The organism is Mesobacillus sp. QJM3NY_10, assembly GCF_056173465.1.
Window position 1 is genome coordinate 4,652,903 of record NZ_CM149675.1, and the last position, 20,170, is coordinate 4,673,072.

The 20,170-nt window shown below is 44.2% G+C and carries 19 protein-coding genes; 12 read left to right on the forward strand and 7 right to left on the reverse strand.

Going from position 1 to position 20,170, the window contains the following annotated elements; translation table 11 throughout:
- Positions 1–42: 42 nt before the first annotated feature.
- Entirely contained in the window at positions 43–837 is a 795-nt protein-coding gene (gene fdhD / locus AC0VX7_RS23235; protein WP_475426116.1) for a formate dehydrogenase accessory sulfurtransferase FdhD, read from the reverse strand.
- A 559-nt stretch (positions 838–1,396) separates the two neighbouring features.
- On the opposite strand from fdhD, the gene pdxK reads away from it, so the two are divergent.
- Positions 1,397–2,221, forward strand: coding sequence for a pyridoxine/pyridoxal/pyridoxamine kinase (gene pdxK / locus AC0VX7_RS23240; protein WP_475426117.1), 825 nt, complete (start codon positions 1,397–1,399; stop codon positions 2,219–2,221).
- Positions 2,222–2,843: 622 nt separating this feature from the next.
- Here pdxK and AC0VX7_RS23245 read toward each other — a convergent pair.
- Complete coding sequence (locus tag AC0VX7_RS23245) at positions 2,844–3,200, reverse strand: DUF2512 family protein (protein ID WP_475426118.1); 357 nt, start codon at positions 3,198–3,200, stop codon at positions 2,844–2,846.
- A gap of 238 nt (positions 3,201–3,438) precedes the next feature.
- Here AC0VX7_RS23245 and AC0VX7_RS23250 point away from each other — a divergent pair, with 238 nt between their 5' ends.
- Together AC0VX7_RS23250 and bshB2 are read left to right on the forward strand one after the other, a co-directional pair.
- The gene (locus tag AC0VX7_RS23250) at positions 3,439–3,786 is read left to right on the forward strand and encodes a YojF family protein (protein ID WP_041966316.1); all 348 of its coding nucleotides are present in this window, start codon (positions 3,439–3,441) and stop codon (positions 3,784–3,786) included.
- 35 nt (positions 3,787–3,821) lie between these two features.
- Positions 3,822–4,490 carry a bacillithiol biosynthesis deacetylase BshB2 gene (bshB2, locus tag AC0VX7_RS23255; RefSeq protein WP_475426119.1) on the forward strand — a complete coding sequence of 223 codons (669 nt, stop codon included), beginning with the start codon at positions 3,822–3,824 and terminating at the stop codon, positions 4,488–4,490.
- A 26-nt stretch (positions 4,491–4,516) separates the two neighbouring features.
- Here the strand turns inward: bshB2 and AC0VX7_RS23260 are convergent, their stop codons facing one another.
- A complete protein-coding gene (locus AC0VX7_RS23260; RefSeq protein ID WP_415799112.1) occupies positions 4,517–4,852 on the reverse strand; it encodes a hypothetical protein in 336 nt (111 codons plus the stop codon).
- A gap of 199 nt (positions 4,853–5,051) precedes the next feature.
- Between AC0VX7_RS23260 and AC0VX7_RS23265 the strand changes: the two genes are divergently transcribed.
- Genes AC0VX7_RS23265 through AC0VX7_RS23275 form a run of 3 tightly spaced genes read left to right on the forward strand, consistent with a single transcriptional unit; the run spans position 5,052 to position 7,476 of the window.
- On the forward strand, positions 5,052–5,774 hold the full coding sequence (locus AC0VX7_RS23265; RefSeq protein WP_475426120.1) for an ABC transporter ATP-binding protein: 723 nt from the start codon (positions 5,052–5,054) through the stop codon (positions 5,772–5,774).
- Entirely contained in the window at positions 5,764–6,795 is a 1,032-nt protein-coding gene (locus AC0VX7_RS23270; protein ID WP_475426121.1) for an ABC transporter permease, read from the forward strand. Before AC0VX7_RS23265 ends, AC0VX7_RS23270 begins: the two co-directional genes overlap by 11 nt.
- Before the next feature lie 21 nt (positions 6,796–6,816).
- Positions 6,817–7,476 (forward strand): TetR/AcrR family transcriptional regulator, encoded by a 660-nt coding sequence (locus AC0VX7_RS23275; RefSeq protein ID WP_475426122.1) that lies wholly within the window; start codon positions 6,817–6,819, stop codon positions 7,474–7,476.
- Between the two features lie 303 nt (positions 7,477–7,779).
- On the opposite strand, the gene AC0VX7_RS23280 is transcribed toward AC0VX7_RS23275, so the two are convergent.
- Both AC0VX7_RS23280 and AC0VX7_RS23285 read right to left on the reverse strand, forming a co-directional pair.
- On the reverse strand, positions 7,780–8,877 hold the full coding sequence (locus AC0VX7_RS23280; RefSeq protein WP_475426123.1) for a PQQ-dependent sugar dehydrogenase: 1,098 nt from the start codon (positions 8,875–8,877) through the stop codon (positions 7,780–7,782).
- Between the two features lie 85 nt (positions 8,878–8,962).
- Complete coding sequence (locus AC0VX7_RS23285; RefSeq protein ID WP_475426124.1) at positions 8,963–9,823, reverse strand: Cof-type HAD-IIB family hydrolase; 861 nt, start codon at positions 9,821–9,823, stop codon at positions 8,963–8,965.
- Positions 9,824–10,253: 430 nt separating this feature from the next.
- On the opposite strand from AC0VX7_RS23285, the gene AC0VX7_RS23290 reads away from it, so the two are divergent.
- The 6 genes from AC0VX7_RS23290 to AC0VX7_RS23315 all read left to right on the forward strand — a co-directional run bounded on the left by AC0VX7_RS23290 (position 10,254) and on the right by AC0VX7_RS23315 (position 17,885).
- Positions 10,254–11,561 carry an ABC transporter substrate-binding protein gene (locus AC0VX7_RS23290; RefSeq protein ID WP_475426125.1) on the forward strand — a complete coding sequence of 436 codons (1,308 nt, stop codon included), beginning with the start codon at positions 10,254–10,256 and terminating at the stop codon, positions 11,559–11,561.
- Positions 11,562–11,755: 194 nt separating this feature from the next.
- The gene (locus tag AC0VX7_RS23295) at positions 11,756–12,616 is read left to right on the forward strand and encodes a carbohydrate ABC transporter permease (protein ID WP_475426126.1); all 861 of its coding nucleotides are present in this window, start codon (positions 11,756–11,758) and stop codon (positions 12,614–12,616) included.
- Positions 12,616–13,437, forward strand: a complete 822-nt coding sequence (locus AC0VX7_RS23300) for a carbohydrate ABC transporter permease (RefSeq protein WP_475426127.1) — start codon at positions 12,616–12,618, stop codon at positions 13,435–13,437. The genes AC0VX7_RS23295 and AC0VX7_RS23300 overlap by 1 nt, the downstream gene beginning before the upstream one ends.
- A 23-nt stretch (positions 13,438–13,460) precedes the next feature.
- Complete coding sequence (locus tag AC0VX7_RS23305) at positions 13,461–14,486, forward strand: LacI family DNA-binding transcriptional regulator (RefSeq protein WP_475426128.1); 1,026 nt, start codon at positions 13,461–13,463, stop codon at positions 14,484–14,486.
- Positions 14,487–14,560: 74 nt separating this feature from the next.
- Positions 14,561–16,213, forward strand: a complete 1,653-nt coding sequence (locus AC0VX7_RS23310) for a glycoside hydrolase family 13 protein (RefSeq protein ID WP_475426129.1) — start codon at positions 14,561–14,563, stop codon at positions 16,211–16,213.
- A gap of 310 nt (positions 16,214–16,523) precedes the next feature.
- The gene (locus AC0VX7_RS23315) at positions 16,524–17,885 is read left to right on the forward strand and encodes a YjiH family protein (protein WP_475426130.1); all 1,362 of its coding nucleotides are present in this window, start codon (positions 16,524–16,526) and stop codon (positions 17,883–17,885) included.
- A 315-nt stretch (positions 17,886–18,200) separates the two neighbouring features.
- Here AC0VX7_RS23315 and AC0VX7_RS23320 read toward each other — a convergent pair whose 3' ends face one another.
- Positions 18,201–18,731, reverse strand: coding sequence for a hypothetical protein (locus AC0VX7_RS23320; protein ID WP_475426131.1), 531 nt, complete (start codon positions 18,729–18,731; stop codon positions 18,201–18,203).
- A 59-nt stretch (positions 18,732–18,790) separates the two neighbouring features.
- Entirely contained in the window at positions 18,791–19,888 is a 1,098-nt protein-coding gene (locus tag AC0VX7_RS23325) for a PRK06851 family protein (RefSeq protein WP_475426132.1), read from the reverse strand.
- Positions 19,889–20,170 lie beyond the last annotated feature (282 nt).

A 20,170-nucleotide genomic window follows, 5' to 3' on the forward strand; every position in this document is an offset into this window, starting at 1 on the left:
TCCCATTAGTTGCTTAGAACATCCCTAATCCCACAGGTGGTGTCAATTTAGTACTTGCTGGGCTTCCCCCCTTTCAAGTAAATCCTCAGAGGCAGCCGGCGGGTTTAAATCATCATTAATCCTTTTGGCAGATGTATAGACAGTCGCCATTTTCCCGCGCAAGTAGCCAACGACTTCAATGTTAAGGAATCGGGCTAACTGGATGGCCTGCTTTGTAGCCGCAGTGCGTGAGCCAATGACGGCAAAACCAAACTTTGCAGCTTTTGACAGCATTTCATATGAAACCCTGCCGGTCGTCAAAAGGACGAGTCGGTCAGGCTGCAAACGCTTTCGAATTGCGTGGCCGATAATTTTGTCGACAGCATTATGCCTGCCGATATCTTCCCGGACTTCAATGCTGCCATCCTCAAGGATGATACAGGCACCGTGCATGCCGCCTGTTTCCAGGTATAGCGGCGAATTTTGCGCAAATTCTGCGCGTTTTTTCAACAAGTATGTCAGCGAATAGGTATCATCGGAATTCACTTTATTGAACTTCTTGACGTCTGTCATCGAAAAAAAGGTCACTCCCCGTCCGCAGCCGGCTGTATAATGCTTCTTTTTCGAAAACATCTGCTCAGGATCAAAAGAATTACATAATGCTACATCCAATGTGCCGGTCTTTTCACTGAATTGGACGCTGACAACATCCTCCGGCCCATCAATCAAACCTTCTGAAAAAAGGTAGCCATATACCCAATCTTCCAGATCCTGATTTGTCAGCTGGAATACCGCAATTTCATACCCATTCAGCTTCAGGCTGATTGGATACTCTTCAGGACAGCCTTTCTTGATCATGTTCTTCACCCCTTATCTGGTACTTCATCTCCGGGCTCCGCTGCAACTATCGACTTCTTTCTGACCATCAGTGGTGCGATGGGATTGAAAGACTGTTATGAATCTTGCAAGCTGGTAAAACTCTATATTCGGATCACATCACAAGCCTTATATTAAAAAAACATTCCACTATGCAAAAAGGGTTAAATACCCCTATGCCTTTAATGTACTGGAAATTCCATGGTTGTAACCGTTTCAATTGTTACAATAATATAGATGAAAATTGTCTATTTTTTTAACAAAGTCTGAAATTGAGATTTTTCATTTTCGAAAAATCTTTTAGTGGGTCAATTTTCACATAGTCAACTGTAAATCAATTTATTTTTTCCCTCAGTAACTTTCATCACGTCAATGCCCTAATGCCACAAAATCGTCAAAAGTTAATTTTATCCATACAAGCATCCTTCAAATCAATTCTTTGTCTAATTTTATAGAATTGGTATAATCATAAGAAAGTGATGAAGGTGACATGCCTTGTGCTGATAAGGCAGTCGCCATTCTTATAATGGAGGTAGTATAGATGAGTTTGAAAAAGGTGTTAACAATCGCAGGTTCAGATACAAGCGGCGGCGCTGGAATCCAGGCTGACCTTAAGACTTTTCAGGAGCTAGGCGTTTATGGGATGACTGCTCTGACTACGGTCGTGACTATGGATCCTAAAAATCACTGGCACCATGAAGTATTTCCACAGCCAGTTGAGCTCGTCGAAAAGCAGCTTGAAACGGTTCTTTCCGTTGGAATAGATGCAATGAAAACAGGCATGCTCGGAACGGTTGAGATCATCGAGCTATCTGCGCGAAAAATTGATGAGCATAAATTGGACAGAGTGGTAATCGACCCTGTAATGGTATGTAAAGGGGAAGATGAAGTCTTAATGCCTGAAAACACAGATGCCATGAGAGAATTGTTGCTGCCAAGAGCAACAGTCGTCACACCGAACCTGTTCGAAGCATGGCAGCTGGCACAAACCGGACCAATCCGCACAATCGATGACATGAAGGAAGCAGCGGCGAAAATCCATGATCTAGGCGCGAAGAACGTCATGATCAAGGGTGGAAACAAGCTGAACCACGAAAAAGCTGTAGACCTTCTTTATGATGGAAAAGACTTCACTCTTTTCGAATCAGAAAAAGTCCAAACAAGCTTCACTCACGGTGCAGGCTGCACATTCGCTTCAGCGATTACTGCACAGCTGGCAAAAGGCAAAACAGTACCTGAAGCATTGGAAGTGGCTAAAGGCTTCATCACCGAAGCCATCAAGCACGGCTTCAGGCTGAACGAATACGTAGGCCCAACCGCTCACCTCGCATACAACAAGTACGCAGGCGGCAACCGCGGAGAATAGAAAAGCGCAAGCGCCTTGGTCAGCCCCGACAAGCGCTGGAGGGCCTGACAGTGAAGTCGTTCTTTGACTTCATTGGCAGGACCGAACTCGAAAAGCTTAGGCGACTGCCCAACTCCGACAAGCGCTGGAGGGCCTGACAGTGAAGTCGTTCTTTGACTTCATTGGCAGGACCGAAGCGTCTCGAGGAGTTAGGAGCCGCAGCTAGACAAGCGACTCGAAGGGCTAGGCGCTGGAGCTAGACACTAATCTAAATTAAAAAATTTTACTTTCTTAAAAGGTAACAACAAAACAAAAAGAGGCTGTCGCTAAGCTCATCATTTGAGCTTTTGACAGCCTCTTTTCTGTTACTGAATGATATAAATACTAAATTCATAAATATGTCTGAAAGAACCTTTCTAACAGACACTTTTTTTGAGATTCCTCTATCGTTTGTCCGATAGAGCCCTTCTAATGTACATTTTTCTCGTATTTTCTCTTGCGTTTGTCCGATAGAGCTCGTCTCGGGCCTCAATTTATATGTTCATGCACAGTTTCATGGAATGTACATTTTAAAATACATGCCGAGTTCAATTATTGCAGTGCTACATAGGATTATGGCGCTAGCGCTTTTCTACTTTTTCTATTATATCTTCCGATTAATACGAAGCACCCGATCTGCCATATAACTATGGAAGAACCATTCACCAGAGGCGATCAATACTGACGCAAAAAAGGCTGCGAAAACAATGCCATCACTTTGCTCGAATAACATCATTCCAATTCCCCAAATCACGAAAAATGATAGAGCCAGATCAGATAGAGAAGCGGTAAGATTGCTTGTTTTTGGAAGAATAAACAAGTCACCGGCAAGATAGGAAATCGCTCCAAGCACGAGTGTGATGACGAGAATATCACCGATTCCCGCAAAACTTCCCAATAATAGAAGAAGAACAGCAAATGTCATGATGCCTTTAATTAATAAAGCCTTTACGTGTTTCATAGGCTCCCTCCTTTCTCCTCAATATTTCCATTGTCTTTCCTGATTAAACACTTTCTGTAAGACCAATTTTGATAATCTATTTGAAATTAGAAGTTACTTTATGCATCCATTCAAGCGTACATTTCGCTTTTAGAAGGATTTTTTAGTAATATAGGTATTATTGATTTTTAACATAGAAAGCCATTCATTCGGCTATTATAAACTGAAAAACTTCTAAGCCCAGGAAGGAGGAAAAAAGATGGATCCGGTTATTTTATCAGAAGTCCAGGAAGCCCTGGACCGTTTTAAAGACAAAGAAGTCTATGTCCATTTAGAAACAACAAATGGAGCATACGCATCCCATAACAACGAGTCATTTTTCTCATCAGGGGCGTATATCCGCAATGCGAAGGTGACCTACGAACGCGCGAAGATTACTGGTGAAGGTCCGTATCGGACAGGTTTGAAGATACCTTTTGGCTGGGTGTACGCTGAGGGAATCACACACTTCGAAATTGATGATAAAGGAAGACTGCTGCTTGCCGGCCATGATTTTAACGGAAAGCTTGCCGTCGCCCTTGAAATAAGCGAAACACCGTTCGAATAAGTTATTTGGACTTGGCTGAAAGGAGAGATTTTACGATGGAAAAAGAAAGGCACGTACTTGTCGTTTTTCCTCATCCTGATGATGAGGCATTCGGTGTTTCCGGAACAATCGCCTCCCATGTTAACATGGGAACGCCTGTCACATATGCCTGTTTGACACTTGGACAGATGGGACGGAATATGGGGAATCCCCCGTTCGCAAACCGAGAAACCCTTCCTGCTATACGTAAAAAAGAATTAAAGGACGCCGCTCGCGCGATGGGAATCAATGATTTGCGCATGCTCGGTTTCCGTGACAAGACGGTTGAGTTCGAGGATGAGAACATGCTGACCAATCTCATGTCATCATTAATCACAGAATTGAATCCGTCGCTCGTGATCACCTTCTACCCAGGTTACTCCGTCCACCCGGACCATGAGGCAACAGGAGCCGCAGTGGTGCACGCAGTCGAAAAAATCCCTGCAGCAGACAGGCCGAAGCTCCATTGCGTAGCGTTCTCACGAAACTGTGTCGAAGAGCTTGGCGAGCCGGATATCGTTTATGATATAAGTGCTGTCGCGGACATCAAGCTTGATGCAATCCGTGCACACCGCTCCCAGACTGAGCTGATGCTCGAAGAAATGGCTGATAAACTGAAGGAAAAGGATCAAAAAACGTTGGCGTGGCTCAACAATGAACGCTTCTGGACCTATAAATTCTCATGATAAAATCCACCTTTTGGGTGGATTTTTCATTTACGTTCGTAAACTCCCTCAATCATCAAGCCTTTAACAAACACAACCTTGTCTTCCGGCTCTCCTTTGATCTTCCATACAGATTCTTTGAACCCAAGGAATTTGCTGTTATCTGTCTTTCCAATCAAACGGTCGATTTCAAAGGTTTTCTCGCCATTCACATAATATTTTTGATAGGTCTCATAGCCTCGGTGAAACTCCTTGTCTTTATGGACAATTACTCCGTCTGTTTTATTCATGTATACATCTAAATTCGCATCATAGAAATACAGGCCAACGATCAGCAGAACCGGAACAAGAAACAGCACCATACGCTTCTTTTTAAAAAACAAGAGATCACTTCCCCCATTTTAAAAATTTTCAGTTATCTCTACCTCGTATGATAGCATATAAACATCGAATTAGACATTTGCGTAAAGTGTCGAATATTACTTAATTTCATGAGTGATTACTCACTATACAATAACTCATAATTAAGTTATTCTTAAAGATGAGTGATTACTCACTTTTAAAAAGGATGGTGAAGATTCCATGATTGTTTCAATCAAAAATGTAAGTAAACGCTATGGTAAGCAAGACGTCTTAAAAAATATCAACCTAGAAATTGAAAGCGGCGAAATTTTCGGGTTGCTTGGACCTTCTGGAGCAGGAAAAACGACTCTCGTTCGGCAGCTCGTCGGTCTGGAAACGCCCAGCGAAGGTGAAAATTATCTTTTCGGCGAAAAGATGCCTTCCTTAAAACTTATTGAAAGGATTGGCTACATGGCTCAATCGGACGCACTCTATACCGAATTATCCGCTAAAGAAAATCTTGAATTCTTTGCCTCCTTGTTCGGTCTTAAGGGCACGCATCGAAAAAAACGCATTTTAGAAGTAATGCAGCTTGTCGACTTATCTGAACATCTTAACAAACTGGTAACCAATTATTCTGGCGGTATGAAACGTCGTCTTTCGCTCGCTTCAGCACTGCTTCATGAACCAGAGCTGTTGATTCTCGATGAGCCGACTGTCGGCATCGATCCCGTTCTGCGCCAAAGCATCTGGTCGGGTTTCTATGATTTGAAGGCACAGGGGAAAACATTGATCGTTACAACACATGTCATGGATGAAGCAGAAAAATGCGACAGATTGGGACTGATTCGAGATGGTGTTCTGATTGCAGTCGGCACTCCTGCAGAATTAAAGGAAAAGACGGGTTCTGCCACTGTCGAGGAAGCATTTTTAGCATACGGAGGTGTTCAGCATGAGAATTAGCGCTTTAGTGATCCGGATTATCCGGCAATTCCTGAGGGATAAAAGAACACTGGCAATGATGCTTGTTGCCCCGCTCCTGATCCTGACGATGCTCCACCTTGTTTTTAACGGGGAAAACTATATTCCGAAGGTCGGTTTGGTCGATGTTCCGGACCCGGTGATGGAGAAACTCGATATAGATGACGCAAAAATAACAGAATATGAGTCTGTGAAAGTTGCTGAAGAGGATGCATTGAACCAAGAAATCGATGGGTATGTTGTTTTTGAGGGCCCTATGCTGGATAAAATTGTACTCGAAGGCAGCGACCCGTCTGTCAACGGCGCTGTCATGAAATGGTTCCAGCAGGCAACAAAAAAGCTTTTGCCTTCACAGGGACAATCGGAACTGAACGTCGATTATATCCATGGTTCAGACGATATGAGCCAGTTTGACTATTTCGGACCAGTTTTGCTAGGATTCTTCGCCTTCTTCTTTGTGTTCATCATCTCCGGGATTTCTTTTTTACGAGAAAGAACGAGCGGCACGCTTGAAAAACTGCTCTCGAGCCCGCTGCGGAAATGGGAAATCGTCATCGGCTATGTTCTTGGCTTCGGAATCTTCACGATGCTGCAGGCTACGCTGATTGCCTGGTATGCGATCTATATCCTGGGAATGCTGATGGAAGGTTCCTTTTTCTATGTATTGCTGATCACTTTATTGTTGTCGATGACGGCATTGACGCTCGGCACTCTTTTATCGGCGTTTGCCAATAATGAATTCCAGATGATCCAGTTCATCCCGATCATCATCGTGCCGCAGTTTTTCTTCTCTGGTTTGATCAATCTCGATACGATATCTGATTGGCTGAGCTGGCTTGGACCGATCACACCACTCTATTATGCCGCCGAGGCTTTGCGTGATATTATGGTGAGAGGATATGGATGGGATGCCATCTATGGCAATTTGTTAATGCTGGCCGGGTTTTCGGCTTTATTCATATTACTGAATATACTAGCACTGCGGAAACACCGCGCAGTTTAACCGTAGCGAAAGGAGTAAACGATGACAGATCACGACTTTAAGATTGATGAGTTGATGGCCGGAGAAGAACTGACTGATAAGCAAAAGAAAATCATCATTTCTGCTATTGAATCCTTCGCTGAAAAAGGGTTTTCTGCTACATCAACCAGTGAAATCGCCAAAAAGGCAGGCGTCGCTGAAGGTACGATTTTCAGACACTATAAAACGAAAAAGGATTTGTTGCTGGCAATTGTCGCTCCAGTGATGGCTAAGTTTGTGGCACCTTTTATCATAAAAGATTTGAAGAAGGTCCTGGATCAGGACTATGAGTATGTGGAAGATTTTCTTAAGGCAATGCTTGAAAACCGTCGGGAGTTCCTGATCAAAAACCTCCCGACAGTTAAAATATTGGTGCAGGAAATCCCGTTCCACCCTGAATTGAAGGAGCTTTTCAAGGAGCATATCGCCCTTAAGGTTTATGCCCTGTTCGAGAAGCTTGTTGAGCATTATCAGGAAAAAGGCCAAATCATACAAATTCCTGCCTACAGCGTGTTCCGGATGATATTCTCCTCCATTTTTGGCTATTTGATTGCAAGGTATATGATCATGCCAGAAGCCGAGTGGGATGATGAAGCGGAGACAGAACGTACCATCCAATTCATCATGCATGGATTGGCAGGTCCCAATAATAGCAAAAATTAAACCGGGCGTGGGTGTACTGCACCGAAATTGTTAGACACAAAACTAACAATGGAAGTGCAGTTCACCGTGCCCGGTTTTTTTGTTTGGAACTGGAAAAAATCGTGGATAATTTCCAGTTCGCCAATAAATTTGTGAAAATCGCCAATAAAATCAAATTTTCGCCAATAAAACTGTGAACTCCGCCAATAAAATTGTGAACTCCGCCAATAAAATTAAATTATCGCCAATAACTATATAAGTCATCCTCTTTTGGACCTCCAAAACAAGAAAAGGAGTACCATTTCAGGTACTCCTCCACCATTTTTATCGTAAATCCTGCAGTTTTACGCGATAAAGCTTGTCGTCACCTTCGCTCGGGGTGCCGCGGCCGTCGGTATTGTTGCTGATGAAATACAGATCATCACCTTCCACGATTACATCGCGAATCCGGCCTATTCCAGTGACAACTTCTCTTGTGGTGTTCGCTGCAGGGTCGAATTCGCGCAGCGCGTTGCCTCTCAATGTAGCGACAAATAACTTTCCTTCATGCGCTGCCATTCCTGATGGTGCCCATGTATCGCTTCCAGAGTGAAAAATAGGCGCTTCCATGCCCTGCTTCGTGTCGTCACCAGTTATCTCCGGCCAACCGTAGTTCTTCCCGGCCTGAATCAGATTGATTTCATCCTGTGCGGAGGGTCCGTGTTCACTGGCATAGAGCGTTCCATCCTTCGACCAGGCCAATCCCTGCGGATTGCGGTGTCCATAGCTGTATACGTAGGAACCTGCAAATGGATTATCTGCTGGAACCGAGCCATCAAGATTCAGACGGAGGATTTTGCCGCCAAGCGAACCAAGATCCTGGGCGATCTCTGGATTGGTTGCTGCATCACCTGCCGTTGCGTAAAGCTTACCGTCTGGCCCGATTTTCAGCCTGCCACCGTGATGGAAGCGTCCGCTCGGGATGTTATCGAGCAGCAGCTTGCCTTCCACCCATTCACCATTGTTCAAAGTCAGTTCGACAATCCGATTGAACTGCCCGGTGCCATTCTCATATGTGTAATAGGCAAATGCCTTATTGGACTGTTCGAAGTCAGGAGCGAGCACAAAGCCAAGAAATCCAGCTTCTGCTGCCTGGGATAATTCCTTTTTAAAAGAAACCTTCTGTCGCTCTGTGCTGCCGCGCTCCACTTTTACAATCGAACCCGGGCGTTCGCTCAAGTAAAATGTCTCACCGCTTTTATTGATGGACCACGGGACTTCCAGATTTTCTGCGATCACCTCAAGCTGGTCGGCCTGGGCAACCGCTTCTTTGTCTTCTGGTTTTTGATTCACTTCACCTGCAGGCTTCGTTTCGTCACCGGCGGTTGAACAGCCTGCCATCACCATCAGCATTGCTAGCAACACATACGAGAATCTTTTCATGACAACGTCCTTTCCTATATATAGTCCATTCTAAAATCAGAAGTCCAAATCCACTAAAAATCAGATGACAAAATCCACTCAAAAATCAGATGTCCAGCACCTTCATAATCGCTTTTCCGACGCCGCTTTCTTCATTCGTCAATGTTACTTCGCCGCATAGTTCTTTGATTTCCTGAGCTGCATTGCCCATCGCTACAGGTTTGCCGACTTTTTTAAGCATCGACACATCATTGAAATTGTCACCAAGCGCCATCGTTTCCTCCAGGCTGATTCCTCTTGAAGCTACGAATTTTTCCAGGGCAACTCCCTTTTGAGCGTCGAGGCTTGTGATTTCAATGTTCTCACGCCCGGATGAACTGACCGCAAGCCCTGAAATTTCCTTCAGGCCATCCTTTGCAGCCTCTAGCTTGTCATCATCTAGCGAAAAAGCCAGCAGCTTGTAAATCTCATATTGGTCGTCCTCGAATAATTCGTCATAATGGTCAATCTTCGTAATTAGTCCTTTATGCATTCTCTCCTCAGCAGCCTCAGCGATTTTTTCGATTGGCACTTCAGGATTGGCGGTTGAGAAAATATCAACGATAATCGTGATCGCCATATCCTCATCTTCAGTAAAGGTACCCTTGTTGGTGTAAACCTCGAAATAAACGCCGCTTTCCACAAGCCTTAGTGCTGCCTGGCGGGCTAAAGCCTTGTCCAATGGACTTGAGGCAACAATTTCCCCATCCTCCGAACGAACCTCGGCTCCATTCACACAAATCATCGGGAGCTTAAGGCCCGATTCCTCGAGAACGAATCTTGCTTCCTGGAAGGAACGCCCTGTTGCGACCACGACTTCGACTCCTTTTTCCTTTGCTTTTAAAATCGCTTCGCGATTCTCCGCAGTTATCTGCTGGGTGGCAGTCAATAAAGTCCCATCCATATCTGTCGCTATGCACTTAATCATTTCTTCACCTTCAGTCATTATTTTTCAGTATTAACAATCATGATAGACCTTCAAACTCTCGACAGCAAATAATACGTGTATATACTAATTTTTCAATTATTATGACCAAGAATTATTCCTACATTCAGGACTGAACTAATAATCTATAAATTTAAATATCTTAAAAACTTTCATATTGTCATTCTAAAACTCATATGCTATTATGAATCCGAAGCTGCAATCGTTTGCATATCAAGGTGACATTAAGGGAGAAAAGTACATAACCTCAGTTATATCAGGGTTTTCTCTATTCATGTCCCATATATGTAAGCGTTTTAAAGGTGTTGTGTAAAATCAATATCATCTCATGTTTTATGCAAAAATATGCAAACGCTTTCGGAACGCATGTGGTTGCATGCAAAAAATATAAATATGTGGGGGTATCTCAACAATGAAAGCAAAAAAGCTATTTCCAGCAGTTCTTTCTCTTGGACTTTTGATTGGCGGAGGTCTTGCAGGCTGTTCATCAAGTGATGACAAGACTTCTGGCGAAGGTGGTAAAGACGGCGAGAAAGTAACCGTTGACATTTTCCAATTCAAGGTTGAATTCAAGGATCAGTTCGAAGACATTGCAAATGCTTATGAAGAAGCAAACAAAGATGTTGACATCAATATCACAACAGTCGGCGGTGGCGAAGATTACGGTGCTGCATTGAAATCCAAGTTCGCTTCTGGCAATGAACCTACTATTTATAATGTAGGCGGACCGCAGGACGTTGCAGACTGGGAAGACAAACTTGCTGACCTTTCTGACACAGCAGCTGCAAAAGCAGCTCTTAGCGGTACTCTTGAAGGCGTAACAAAAGACGACAAAGTACTTGGACTTCCATACAACCAGGAAGGCTATGGCTTCATCTATAACAAAGCTATTTTTGAAAAAGCAGGTATCGATCCAAAGAGCATCACTAGCTACAGCGCATTAGAAGAAGCTGTTAAGACGCTAGACAGCAAGAAGAAGGACCTTGGTCTTACATCTGTATTTGCTCTTCCTGCTAAAGAAACTTGGGTAACTGGACTTCACCTTTCAAACGTGTTCCTTGCTCCTGAATTCGACCAGAACGTAATCAACGCATTCGAATCTAAGGAAGTAACATTTGAACACGGTGATGCATTCAAGAAGATTCTTGACCTGCAGAACAAATACTCTGACCAGCCTACTGTAAGCCTTGACTATGCTAAGCAGGTTGAAGAATTGTTCTCTACTGGCAAAGCAGCAATCATCCAGCAAGGTAACTGGGTATCAGGTTCAATCGCTGGAATCGACGAAGAGCTTGCTAACAGCGGCGTAGGAATCCTTCCTATCCCGGTTGAAGGCTACAAAGAAGATTCAATCCCGGTTGGCGTGCCAATGTACTGGGCTGTAAACAGCAACAAGGACGAAAAAGAAGTAGCAGCAGCTAAGGAATTCTTAGACTGGTTATATACTTCTGAAGAAGGTAAAACAGCAGTAATCGAAGATTTCAAATTCATTCCTGCTTATGAAGGATACGACGCTAGCAAGATCTCTGATCCACTTGCAAAAGAAATCTATGAATACTCTTCAGCTGGCAAAACACTGGCTTGGACATTCATGGGTTACCCAACTGGATGGGGACAAGAAAAGCTTGGAATTAACATTCAGAAATATGTGAGCGGCGAAATGACTTGGGACGAATTAGTAGAAGAGTCTTCCAAAGCTTGGGCAGAGGTTCGTAAGTAATAAGTATTAACTAAAGAAGGAAACAGAACAGCTGCGGCTGTTTTGTTTCCTATCTTTTTTCCGTGAAGCTGTTTTCTCTTAGGCTCATTGGATGAAACAAGAGTACTCGTGAAAATCAGCAGACTACATACTTCTGATTTTGAAACGAAATAGATTAACTTCCCCTGATATCACAAAGATAGGAGGATTTACAGATGCGAAACCGGAACCTCTGGTATTGGCTATTCCTGGCTCCAGCCTTACTCGCTCTTGCTGTTGTGGTCATTTTGCCGCTTGCATTCGGTGTGTACTACTCATTTACTGACTGGAACGGGATTAAGACACCTTCATTTGTAGGCTTTGAACATTATAAAGCGCTTTTTGCTGAAGAAGAATTCAGAGATGCACTGTGGTTCACAACAAAGTTCACTGTTGTTTCTGTGTTCCTGATCAATTTCTTCGGTCTTTCACTTGCATTGCTTGTCACGCAAAAATTCAGAACGAATAATATCCTGAGAACGATTTTCTTCATGCCGAACCTGATCGGCGGACTGATCTTAGGTTTCATCTGGCAATTCATTTTCACAAAGGTATTCACGAGCGTCGGTGAACTGATCGGTGTCGAAGCTTTAGAGGGATGGCTGTCTACTGAAACAACCGGCTTCTGGGCAATGGCGATTCTGATGAGCTGGCAGATGGCTGGTTACATCATGGTCATCTATATTTCATTCCTTGAAGGAGTACCGCAGGAATTGCTTGAAGCAGCAGAAATTGACGGAGCGAACAGCTTCCAGCGTTTTTATCACGTCACCTTCCCGCTGGTCATGCCTGCATTCACTGTCAGCTTATTCCTGACACTTTCAAACTCGTTCAAGCTTTACGACCAAAACCTGTCGCTCACTGGCGGCGGACCATACAATTCGACACAGATGGTTGCAATGGAAATATTTAAAACGGCATTTGTCGAAAATGCGATGGCTTTCGCACAGGCAAAGGCGGTCATTTTCTTCCTGATTGTTGCGGTTATTTCGCTTACACAGGTTTACATCAATAAAAAGCGGGAGGTCGAGATGTAATGAAGAAGAAAAAGCAGAGCAGAATCATTCTGGAAATTCTCGGCATCATCCTTGCCCTGATCTGGCTTTCCCCGTTTTACTTGATGATTGTTAACTCTTTCAAGACGAAGCGAGAAATGTTTGAGGATACGTTAAAGCTGCCGGATGTTTTTTCATTTGAGAATTACACAGTTGCTTTCGAACGTTTAGATTTTATTAAAACCTTCTTTAACTCTGTATTGATCACAGTATTGGCTGTGGCCGTCATCATCATTTTTTCATCAATGGCTGCCTATGCCCTATCAAGGCGTGGAGGCAAAACGAGCGGCATCATTTTCATGCTATTTGTAGCGGCAATGCTCATCCCTTTCCAGTCCGTTATGATTCCGCTGGTGACCATTTTTGGTAAGCTTGAAATGTTGAACAGGGGCGGACTGATTTTCATGTACCTTGGTTTTGGGGCAAGCTTGTCGATCTTCCTTTACCACGGAACATTGAGCGGAATCCCGAAATCGCTTGATGAAGCGGCAACGATCGATGGCGCGAACCGATTCCAGATTTTCTGGCATATCATATTCCCAATGCTAAAACCGGTGTCCGTTACAGTGGCAATCCTGAACATCATCTGGATCTGGAATGACTACCTGCTTCCATCCCTCGTCATCAATCAGCAAGGAATGGAAACAATTCCGCTTAAGATGTTCTTCTTCTTTGGGGAATATACTAAACAATGGCATCTTGCACTGGCAGGACTGACGATCGCAATCATTCCAGTCATCATTATTTACTTCTTCCTCCAAAAGCAAATCATCAAGGGAGTTTCAGAAGGCTCGGTAAAATAATCGAACTATAGGAGAGACGACCAATGGCAGTCACAATCAAAGATGTAGCGAAGGCAGCCGGTGTGTCACCTTCAACCGTTTCAAGGGTAATAAAAGATCACCCTCATATCAATGAAGGAACGAAGAAGCGTGTACGGAAGTTGATGAAGGAACTGGGATACCACCCGAACTTCCAGGCAAGAAGCCTGGTGGTAAGGAGTACTGAGACAATCGGTATCGTTATGCCAAATTCGGCTACCCAGGCATTGCAAAATCCGTTTTTCCCCGAGGTTATCAGGGGAATCAGCATGAAAGCCCATGAACATCAATTCGGGGTTTATTTAACGACTGGCATCACGGATGAGGAGATTTTCCAGCAGGTCATTTCGATGGTGCAGGGCCGTAGAGTTGACGGCATTATCCTTTTGTATTCGAAAACGGATGACAAAATTATGAACTACTTGCTGGAGCATAAGTTTCCGTTTACTGTCATAGGCCGCCCGAGCATGAACGCTGAGCGGATCACGTATGTCGATAATGACAATATTTATATTACCAAACAGGTTACTGATTATTTGATCAAGCTGGGACATCGAAAAATTGCATTTATCGGTGTTAATTTAGAGCAAGTTTTTACAATTGACCGGCTAGAAGGTTATAAACAAGCCCTCCGGGAAGCTGACCTTCCATATGACGAAAAATATATTATCCATGAGCAATGCTTAAAATCTGAAGGAAAAGAAGGCATCACGAGGTTCCTATCCGCCCATGAGCCGCCCACTGCCCTGGTAGTGGCAGATGATTTTACCGCCATCGAGCTTATGAGTTATTCCGAGGAACTGAATATCAAGGTGCCTGAAGAGATCTCTATTGTCAGCTTCAATGATGTACCGCTTGCGGAGCATATGAAGCCACAACTGACTTCTGTTAATATCGACATTTTCCAGTTAGGTTTCGAAGCGGCTAACTGTTTAATAGAAATCATCAAAAATCCGGATACATTGCCGAAAAGAATCACAATCCCGGCAAGGATGATTGAACGAAAATCATGCAGTCACATTCATAAGTAAGTCTTGGACAGCGCAAAATGACTAATGTAAAATAACGGGATACATCAGGATCATACAAAGAAATGAGGGTTCACATGAAACACACATGGTGGAAAGAGGCTGTTGCCTATCAGGTATACCCAAGGAGCTTCAAAGATTCCAATGGCGACGGCATCGGCGATTTACAGGGAATGATTTCGAAACTTGATTACTTAAAGGACTTAGGAATCGATGTGATCTGGATTTGTCCGATGTACAAATCTCCTAATGACGATAATGGTTATGATATCAGTGATTATCAGGATATCATGGATGAATTTGGGACGATGGAGGACTTTGACCGGCTGCTTGCTGAAACGCATAAACGCGGCATGAAGCTGATTATTGATCTTGTCATCAACCATTCGAGCGATGAGCACCAATGGTTCATCGAGTCCCGTGAATCCAAAGACAGTCCTAAACGTGACTGGTATATCTGGCGAGATGGCAAGGACGGTGCAGAGCCGAATAACTGGGAAAGCATTTTCGGCGGGTCTGCATGGGAGTATGACGAAAAGACAGGTCAGTACTTCCTTCACATCTTCTCCCGGAAGCAGCCAGATTTGAATTGGGAAAACAAAGAGGTCCGGACTGCGTTATACGATATGATCAACTGGTGGCTTGATAAAGGGATCGATGGTTTCCGCGTCGACGCGATCAGCCACATCAAAAAAGAAGAAGGCTTGAAAGACATGCCTAATCCTGAAGGAGTGCAGTATGTTTCTTCTTTTGACAAGCATATGAATGTAGATGGGATCCAGACATTCCTCGAGGAATTGAAGAATGAGACTTTCTCTAAATATGACATCATGACAGTCGGCGAGGCAAATGGCGTCAGCATCGAGGAAGCCGATCTCTGGGTTGGCGAGGAACAAGGCAAGTTCAATATGGTATTCCAGTTTGAGCACCTAGACCTGTGGGATTCTGAAAAGAAGGCACTCGACCTGGCAAAATTGAAGAAAACTTTTACCCGCTGGCAAAAAGGGCTTGAAGGACATGGTTGGAATGCGCTATTCATTGAAAACCATGATAAAGCCCGGATCGTTTCGACTTGGGGCGATGACAGGGATTACTGGCGCGAAAGTGCAACTGCGCTGGCATCGATGTATTTCTTAATGCAGGGCACGCCTTTCATCTATCAGGGGCAGGAAATCGGCATGACCAATGTCCAGTTCCCTTCGATTGAGGATTATGATGATGTCGCAATCAAGAACCTCTATAAAATCCGCCGTGAAAACGGTGTGCCACATGAAGAAATCATGGATTTCATCTGGGCGACAAGCCGTGACAACTCGCGTACGCCAATGCAATGGAATGACTCAACCAATGCCGGCTTCACAACAGGCACGCCTTGGCTCGGGATGAATCCGAACTACAAAGAGGTCAATGTCGAAAATCAACTTAATGACCCTGACTCCATTCTTCATTTTTATAAAAAAATGATCGAAATGAAGAAGGCAAATAACATTTTCACTTATGGCACATATGATTTAGTTCTGGAAGATCACGAACAAATCTATGCCTATACAAGAACATTGGACGACAAGCAGGCTGTTGTGCTTTCCAACCTATCCAGCGAGCCAGCAGCATTTGAATTCAACGGATTCCCGCTTGAATCAAGCCAATTGCTGCTTAACAACTACAAAGTTGAAGAACAGGGACCGTCATTCACATTGAAGCCATATGAAACTAGAGTGTATTTGAAGTAATATTAAAGGGAGTGCCGGATTTTAAATGGCACTCCCTTTTTTTCTGGTCTGATTTTTTCCAAAATTACTTTCATTCTTTTTCTCCCTGATTAAATAAGGTAATAGTCCTATAAAGAATTCACGCTAAATAGGAGGAATCCTGCTGAAAAAAGTTGAATTTTACAATTAGGGCTGATAGGCGTTTAGCTTGCTTGCTTTAGGAGAATATAACACAGGAAGGAATTGGGGAGAGAAAAGTGTTGGCAAAACAGGGGTAATGCATTAAAATAATTTTTGGCTTATAAATATGTAATTTAAGGGTGAAATCATTTTGGAAAAACCATTGCGTAAAACAAGATCCACCGGGGACTTATTAGCATTCATCATTCCCTCATTAATAGGAATATTTTTCTTTATGTTACCAATCTCCTATAACGGAGAAATAACAATACCTATCGCTGTCCTATCAGGATGGCTGCAGGACTTACTTGGCGGCTCACTGCCTGCGATCATGACTGTGATCATTGTTTTGACTTTGATTGGAACATTATTAATAAAAACGATCAGACCTGAAATACTCAACCGCAATCATTTTCTGAAGGCATTGTTTGATGTTCCAGCTGTCTGGCTGGTTGCCAGGATTTTAGGGGCAATTTTTGCGGTAATGACATTATTTCAATTAGGGCCTGAAGCAGTTTGGTCACCTAACACAGGCGGACTGCTGCTCAACGATCTTTTGCCAATCCTTTTCTCTGTATTTCTTTTTGCAGGATTGTTCCTGCCTTTATTGCTGAACTTCGGCCTTCTTGAATTGTTCGGAACCTTGATGGCCAAGATCATGCGTCCTATTTTCACATTGCCTGGACGTTCTTCAATCGATACTCTCACATCATGGCTTGGTGACGGCACGATTGGTGTTCTCCTAACAAGCAAGCAGTATGAAGAAGGATATTATACTAGACGTGAAGCCGCTGTTATCGGAACTACATTCTCTGTTGTCTCCATCACATTCAGTCTCGTAGTCATTTCCCAGGTTGGTCTGGGCCATATGTTTGTTCCATTTTATTTAACTGTGACACTTGCTGGCGTGGTTGCGGCTATTATCCTTCCAAGAATCCCGCCTCTGTCAAGGAAGCAGGATACGTATTACGTGGAGCAGAACAACGACTACACTGAGGAGAACATTCCTGATGGCTATACACCTTTCTCCTGGGGTATGGCACAGGCTGTCGATAAAGCAAGCAGCAATAAGAGCTTTAAAGATTTCTTCCTTGCCGGTATCCGCAATATCCTTGATATGTGGATGGGTGTTGCGCCAATCGTCATGGCGCTCGGAACACTGGCGCTGATTGTCGCTGAATACACACCAGTATTTCAGTGGCTAGGAATGCCGTTCATTCCGCTGCTTGAACTAATGCAGGTTCCTGAAGCGAAGGCTGCATCAGAGACATTGATCGTCGGCTTTGCGGACATGTTCCTTCCTTCCGTAATCGGTGCTGATATTGCAAGCCCGATGACAAGGTTCATCATTGCGTCTGTTTCCGTCACACAGCTCATCTATATGTCTGAGGTCGGCGGCCTGCTGCTGGGTTCAAAAATCCCTGTCAGCTTCGGGGAATTGTTCATTATCTTCCTGCAGCGTACACTTGTGACATTGCCAATCGTTGTACTGGTTGCGCATATCATTTTTTAAGTGATGAAAATACTCAAAATGAACGTGAATCGATCTTAATACAGCCAAAAAGATGTAAAACAGCGAAAACCGGGTGGCGAAATGCCAGCCGGTTTTTTTATATTTCGGGGATTCCGCGAAAACGGAGTGGAATTCCGCGAAAACGGAGTGGAATTCCGCGAAAATGGAGTGGGATTCCGCGAAAACTCACATTAATTCCGCGAATTTCTACGTTAATTCCGCGAACTGGAAAAAATCAGTGATTTTTTCCAATAAAAAAGAGAAGCAACACGCTTCTCTTTTAAAATACTCACCTGATTTAAAACAGCTTACTTTTTAGCACTGGAAAGATCGAATCTGTCTCAGGTCCATTCCGTAGTAAACCCATCCGCGGCGGCGGCTCCATCTCCAGCCGGCAATCGAATTACGGCCGAGGAAGACTGGATAGAACCAGAAGCTTCTGCCATCGACCAGCCAGACGTATGTGTATCGGAACATACAACGTCTGATTCCGCCTGGGTCTACTGCAAATGCTGTTGCCTGTTCTTGCGGCACGTATGCTGGCGGCGGTGATGATGGTGGTCCTCCACCTTGGCCTCCGCCTGGTGAACCTCCTGGACCTCCAGGAAAGCCACCTGGTCCTCCTGGATACCCACCTCCGGGAATTCCCCCGCCTTGCCCTGGGAATCCTCCGCCCGGAATGCCACCGCCTTGACCGGGAAATCCACCACCAGGTATGCCTCCACCCTGGCCTGGAAATCCGCCTGGTCCCCCAGGGAATGTCCTTAGATCTTCCTGTTGGTAAAAGTCATATTCATCTTCAAATTGCTGATTTGGTCCATATGGGTAGAAGTTATTATAATACAAACTCATATCCCCTCTCTAAAAGTCTTCCTTGTAATGTATGCAATACGCCCAATTCGGTGCTAGTTGGCACTCAGGCTTTCGATTTCTTTTTGAAGCTGGCCGGTGATTTCATCTACCTTTGCAAAATCCATTGCTCCGATATAGATTGATTCCAGCTGGTCGCGCAGTTCTTTTGCCCGCGCCAGTGAGGCAATCGCTTCGTTCATCTTCGCTTTATACCTTCCGCCGACATCCTTGATTTCCGCTTCATATTTTTCATCTGTACCAGGTGTGATTAATTCTGAATACATATCAATGATTTCATCTGTCTCTCTTTCCGGAAAATACTCATGTGGCGCCGTGCTGTCGAATATCGCAAAGTCGAGCTCGCGGACAATGACCATATCCAGGCTGTGCGGATCAAATCCGCAATGATAGACTTCAACGTCATAGCCGCGCGACTTTGCCTCGGCAGCAAGTTTTTTCAGCATGGTGGACTTTCCGGAGCCTGGACGACCTTTGATGAAGTACCTCTTGCCCACTGTTTCAGTTAGATTTGGAACAAAGTCGACTGCCCCAACCGGAGTGGCGGCACCAAGGAATCGGTCGTACACCCGCCCGCTGCCTTCTGTAGATGTACTGTCTCCGAATAACCTCTCAATCAATCTGTTCGTCAGCTCATTCGCTTTTTCAAAATCCATGTTCTCGATATAGATTTTTTCCCACTCGTCATGGATTCTCAACGCTTCGGCAAAAAGGCTGTAGGCAGAATTGAATGCCTCACTGATTTTTTCACTAAGCTGCAGGATGGTTCCCTTGTGCTCCTGAAGCTTTCCGGAATTCCACGCTTCTCCCAGATTGACATACTCCTCTACCGCTCCAGGTGCTTTCGGTTCAATGACGTGCGGCGCAGTTCCGTCAACGATCCCCGCATTCAATTTTGGAATTAACACACCATCGATTGATTTATTGTCTGATGAGCAATACAGGAATTGAACATCATAGCCTTTTTCAAGCCATTCATTGCCGATCTTTTTCATGAGCGATGATTTTCCCGTTCCTGGTCCGCCCTTCAATATGAATAGCCGGGACAAGCCCTGCAAGCTGGAATCATATAAGCTGTAAAAACCGCGGGCCGTGTTGCCGCCTGCAAAGTAGTTCAGGATTTTTCCTGACATAAAATCGCACTCCCTCCAACCGTTCATATAAACGGCAAGTTTTCGCTTCCTCCTTACTATATGCAGGTGATTTGTTCTGGGTGAATGCCCAGACACCATTTCGAATTTGTCTATTTTGAGAACTATTTCCCGGGCAAGTGACGTTCTTCACACCCCATCACAGCGCTTTCACAAATCATTCACAATAAACACAAATATGTGTGCAGTACATCACACTACCGTTTTTTCCAAAAAGTTAGGATGTAAGTGTGAAAGGCTCAATCAGATTTATGGCTGGATTTG

What these genes read in the sequence shown, in the direction of transcription:
- AC0VX7_RS23280 (WP_475426123.1), bottom strand. Translation starts at nt 8,877, where the DNA reads ATGAAAAGATTCTCGTATGTGTTGCTAGCAATGCTGATGGTGATGGCA.
- bshB2 (WP_475426119.1), top strand. Translation starts at nt 3,822, where the DNA reads ATGGAAAAAGAAAGGCACGTACTTGTCGTTTTTCCTCATCCTGATGAT.
- AC0VX7_RS23265 (WP_475426120.1), top strand. Translation starts at nt 5,052, where the DNA reads ATGATTGTTTCAATCAAAAATGTAAGTAAACGCTATGGTAAGCAAGAC.
- AC0VX7_RS23245 (WP_475426118.1), bottom strand. Translation starts at nt 3,200, where the DNA reads ATGAAACACGTAAAGGCTTTATTAATTAAAGGCATCATGACATTTGCT.
- AC0VX7_RS23275 (WP_475426122.1), top strand. Translation starts at nt 6,817, where the DNA reads ATGACAGATCACGACTTTAAGATTGATGAGTTGATGGCCGGAGAAGAA.
- AC0VX7_RS23300 (WP_475426127.1), top strand. Translation starts at nt 12,616, where the DNA reads ATGAAGAAGAAAAAGCAGAGCAGAATCATTCTGGAAATTCTCGGCATC.
- pdxK (WP_475426117.1), top strand. Translation starts at nt 1,397, where the DNA reads ATGAGTTTGAAAAAGGTGTTAACAATCGCAGGTTCAGATACAAGCGGC.
- AC0VX7_RS23270 (WP_475426121.1), top strand. Translation starts at nt 5,764, where the DNA reads ATGAGAATTAGCGCTTTAGTGATCCGGATTATCCGGCAATTCCTGAGG.
- AC0VX7_RS23295 (WP_475426126.1), top strand. Translation starts at nt 11,756, where the DNA reads ATGCGAAACCGGAACCTCTGGTATTGGCTATTCCTGGCTCCAGCCTTA.
- AC0VX7_RS23250 (WP_041966316.1), top strand. Translation starts at nt 3,439, where the DNA reads ATGGATCCGGTTATTTTATCAGAAGTCCAGGAAGCCCTGGACCGTTTT.
- AC0VX7_RS23310 (WP_475426129.1), top strand. Translation starts at nt 14,561, where the DNA reads ATGAAACACACATGGTGGAAAGAGGCTGTTGCCTATCAGGTATACCCA.
- fdhD (WP_475426116.1), bottom strand. Translation starts at nt 837, where the DNA reads ATGATCAAGAAAGGCTGTCCTGAAGAGTATCCAATCAGCCTGAAGCTG.
- AC0VX7_RS23305 (WP_475426128.1), top strand. Translation starts at nt 13,461, where the DNA reads ATGGCAGTCACAATCAAAGATGTAGCGAAGGCAGCCGGTGTGTCACCT.
- AC0VX7_RS23285 (WP_475426124.1), bottom strand. Translation starts at nt 9,823, where the DNA reads ATGATTAAGTGCATAGCGACAGATATGGATGGGACTTTATTGACTGCC.
- AC0VX7_RS23325 (WP_475426132.1), bottom strand. Translation starts at nt 19,888, where the DNA reads ATGTCAGGAAAAATCCTGAACTACTTTGCAGGCGGCAACACGGCCCGC.
- AC0VX7_RS23290 (WP_475426125.1), top strand. Translation starts at nt 10,254, where the DNA reads ATGAAAGCAAAAAAGCTATTTCCAGCAGTTCTTTCTCTTGGACTTTTG.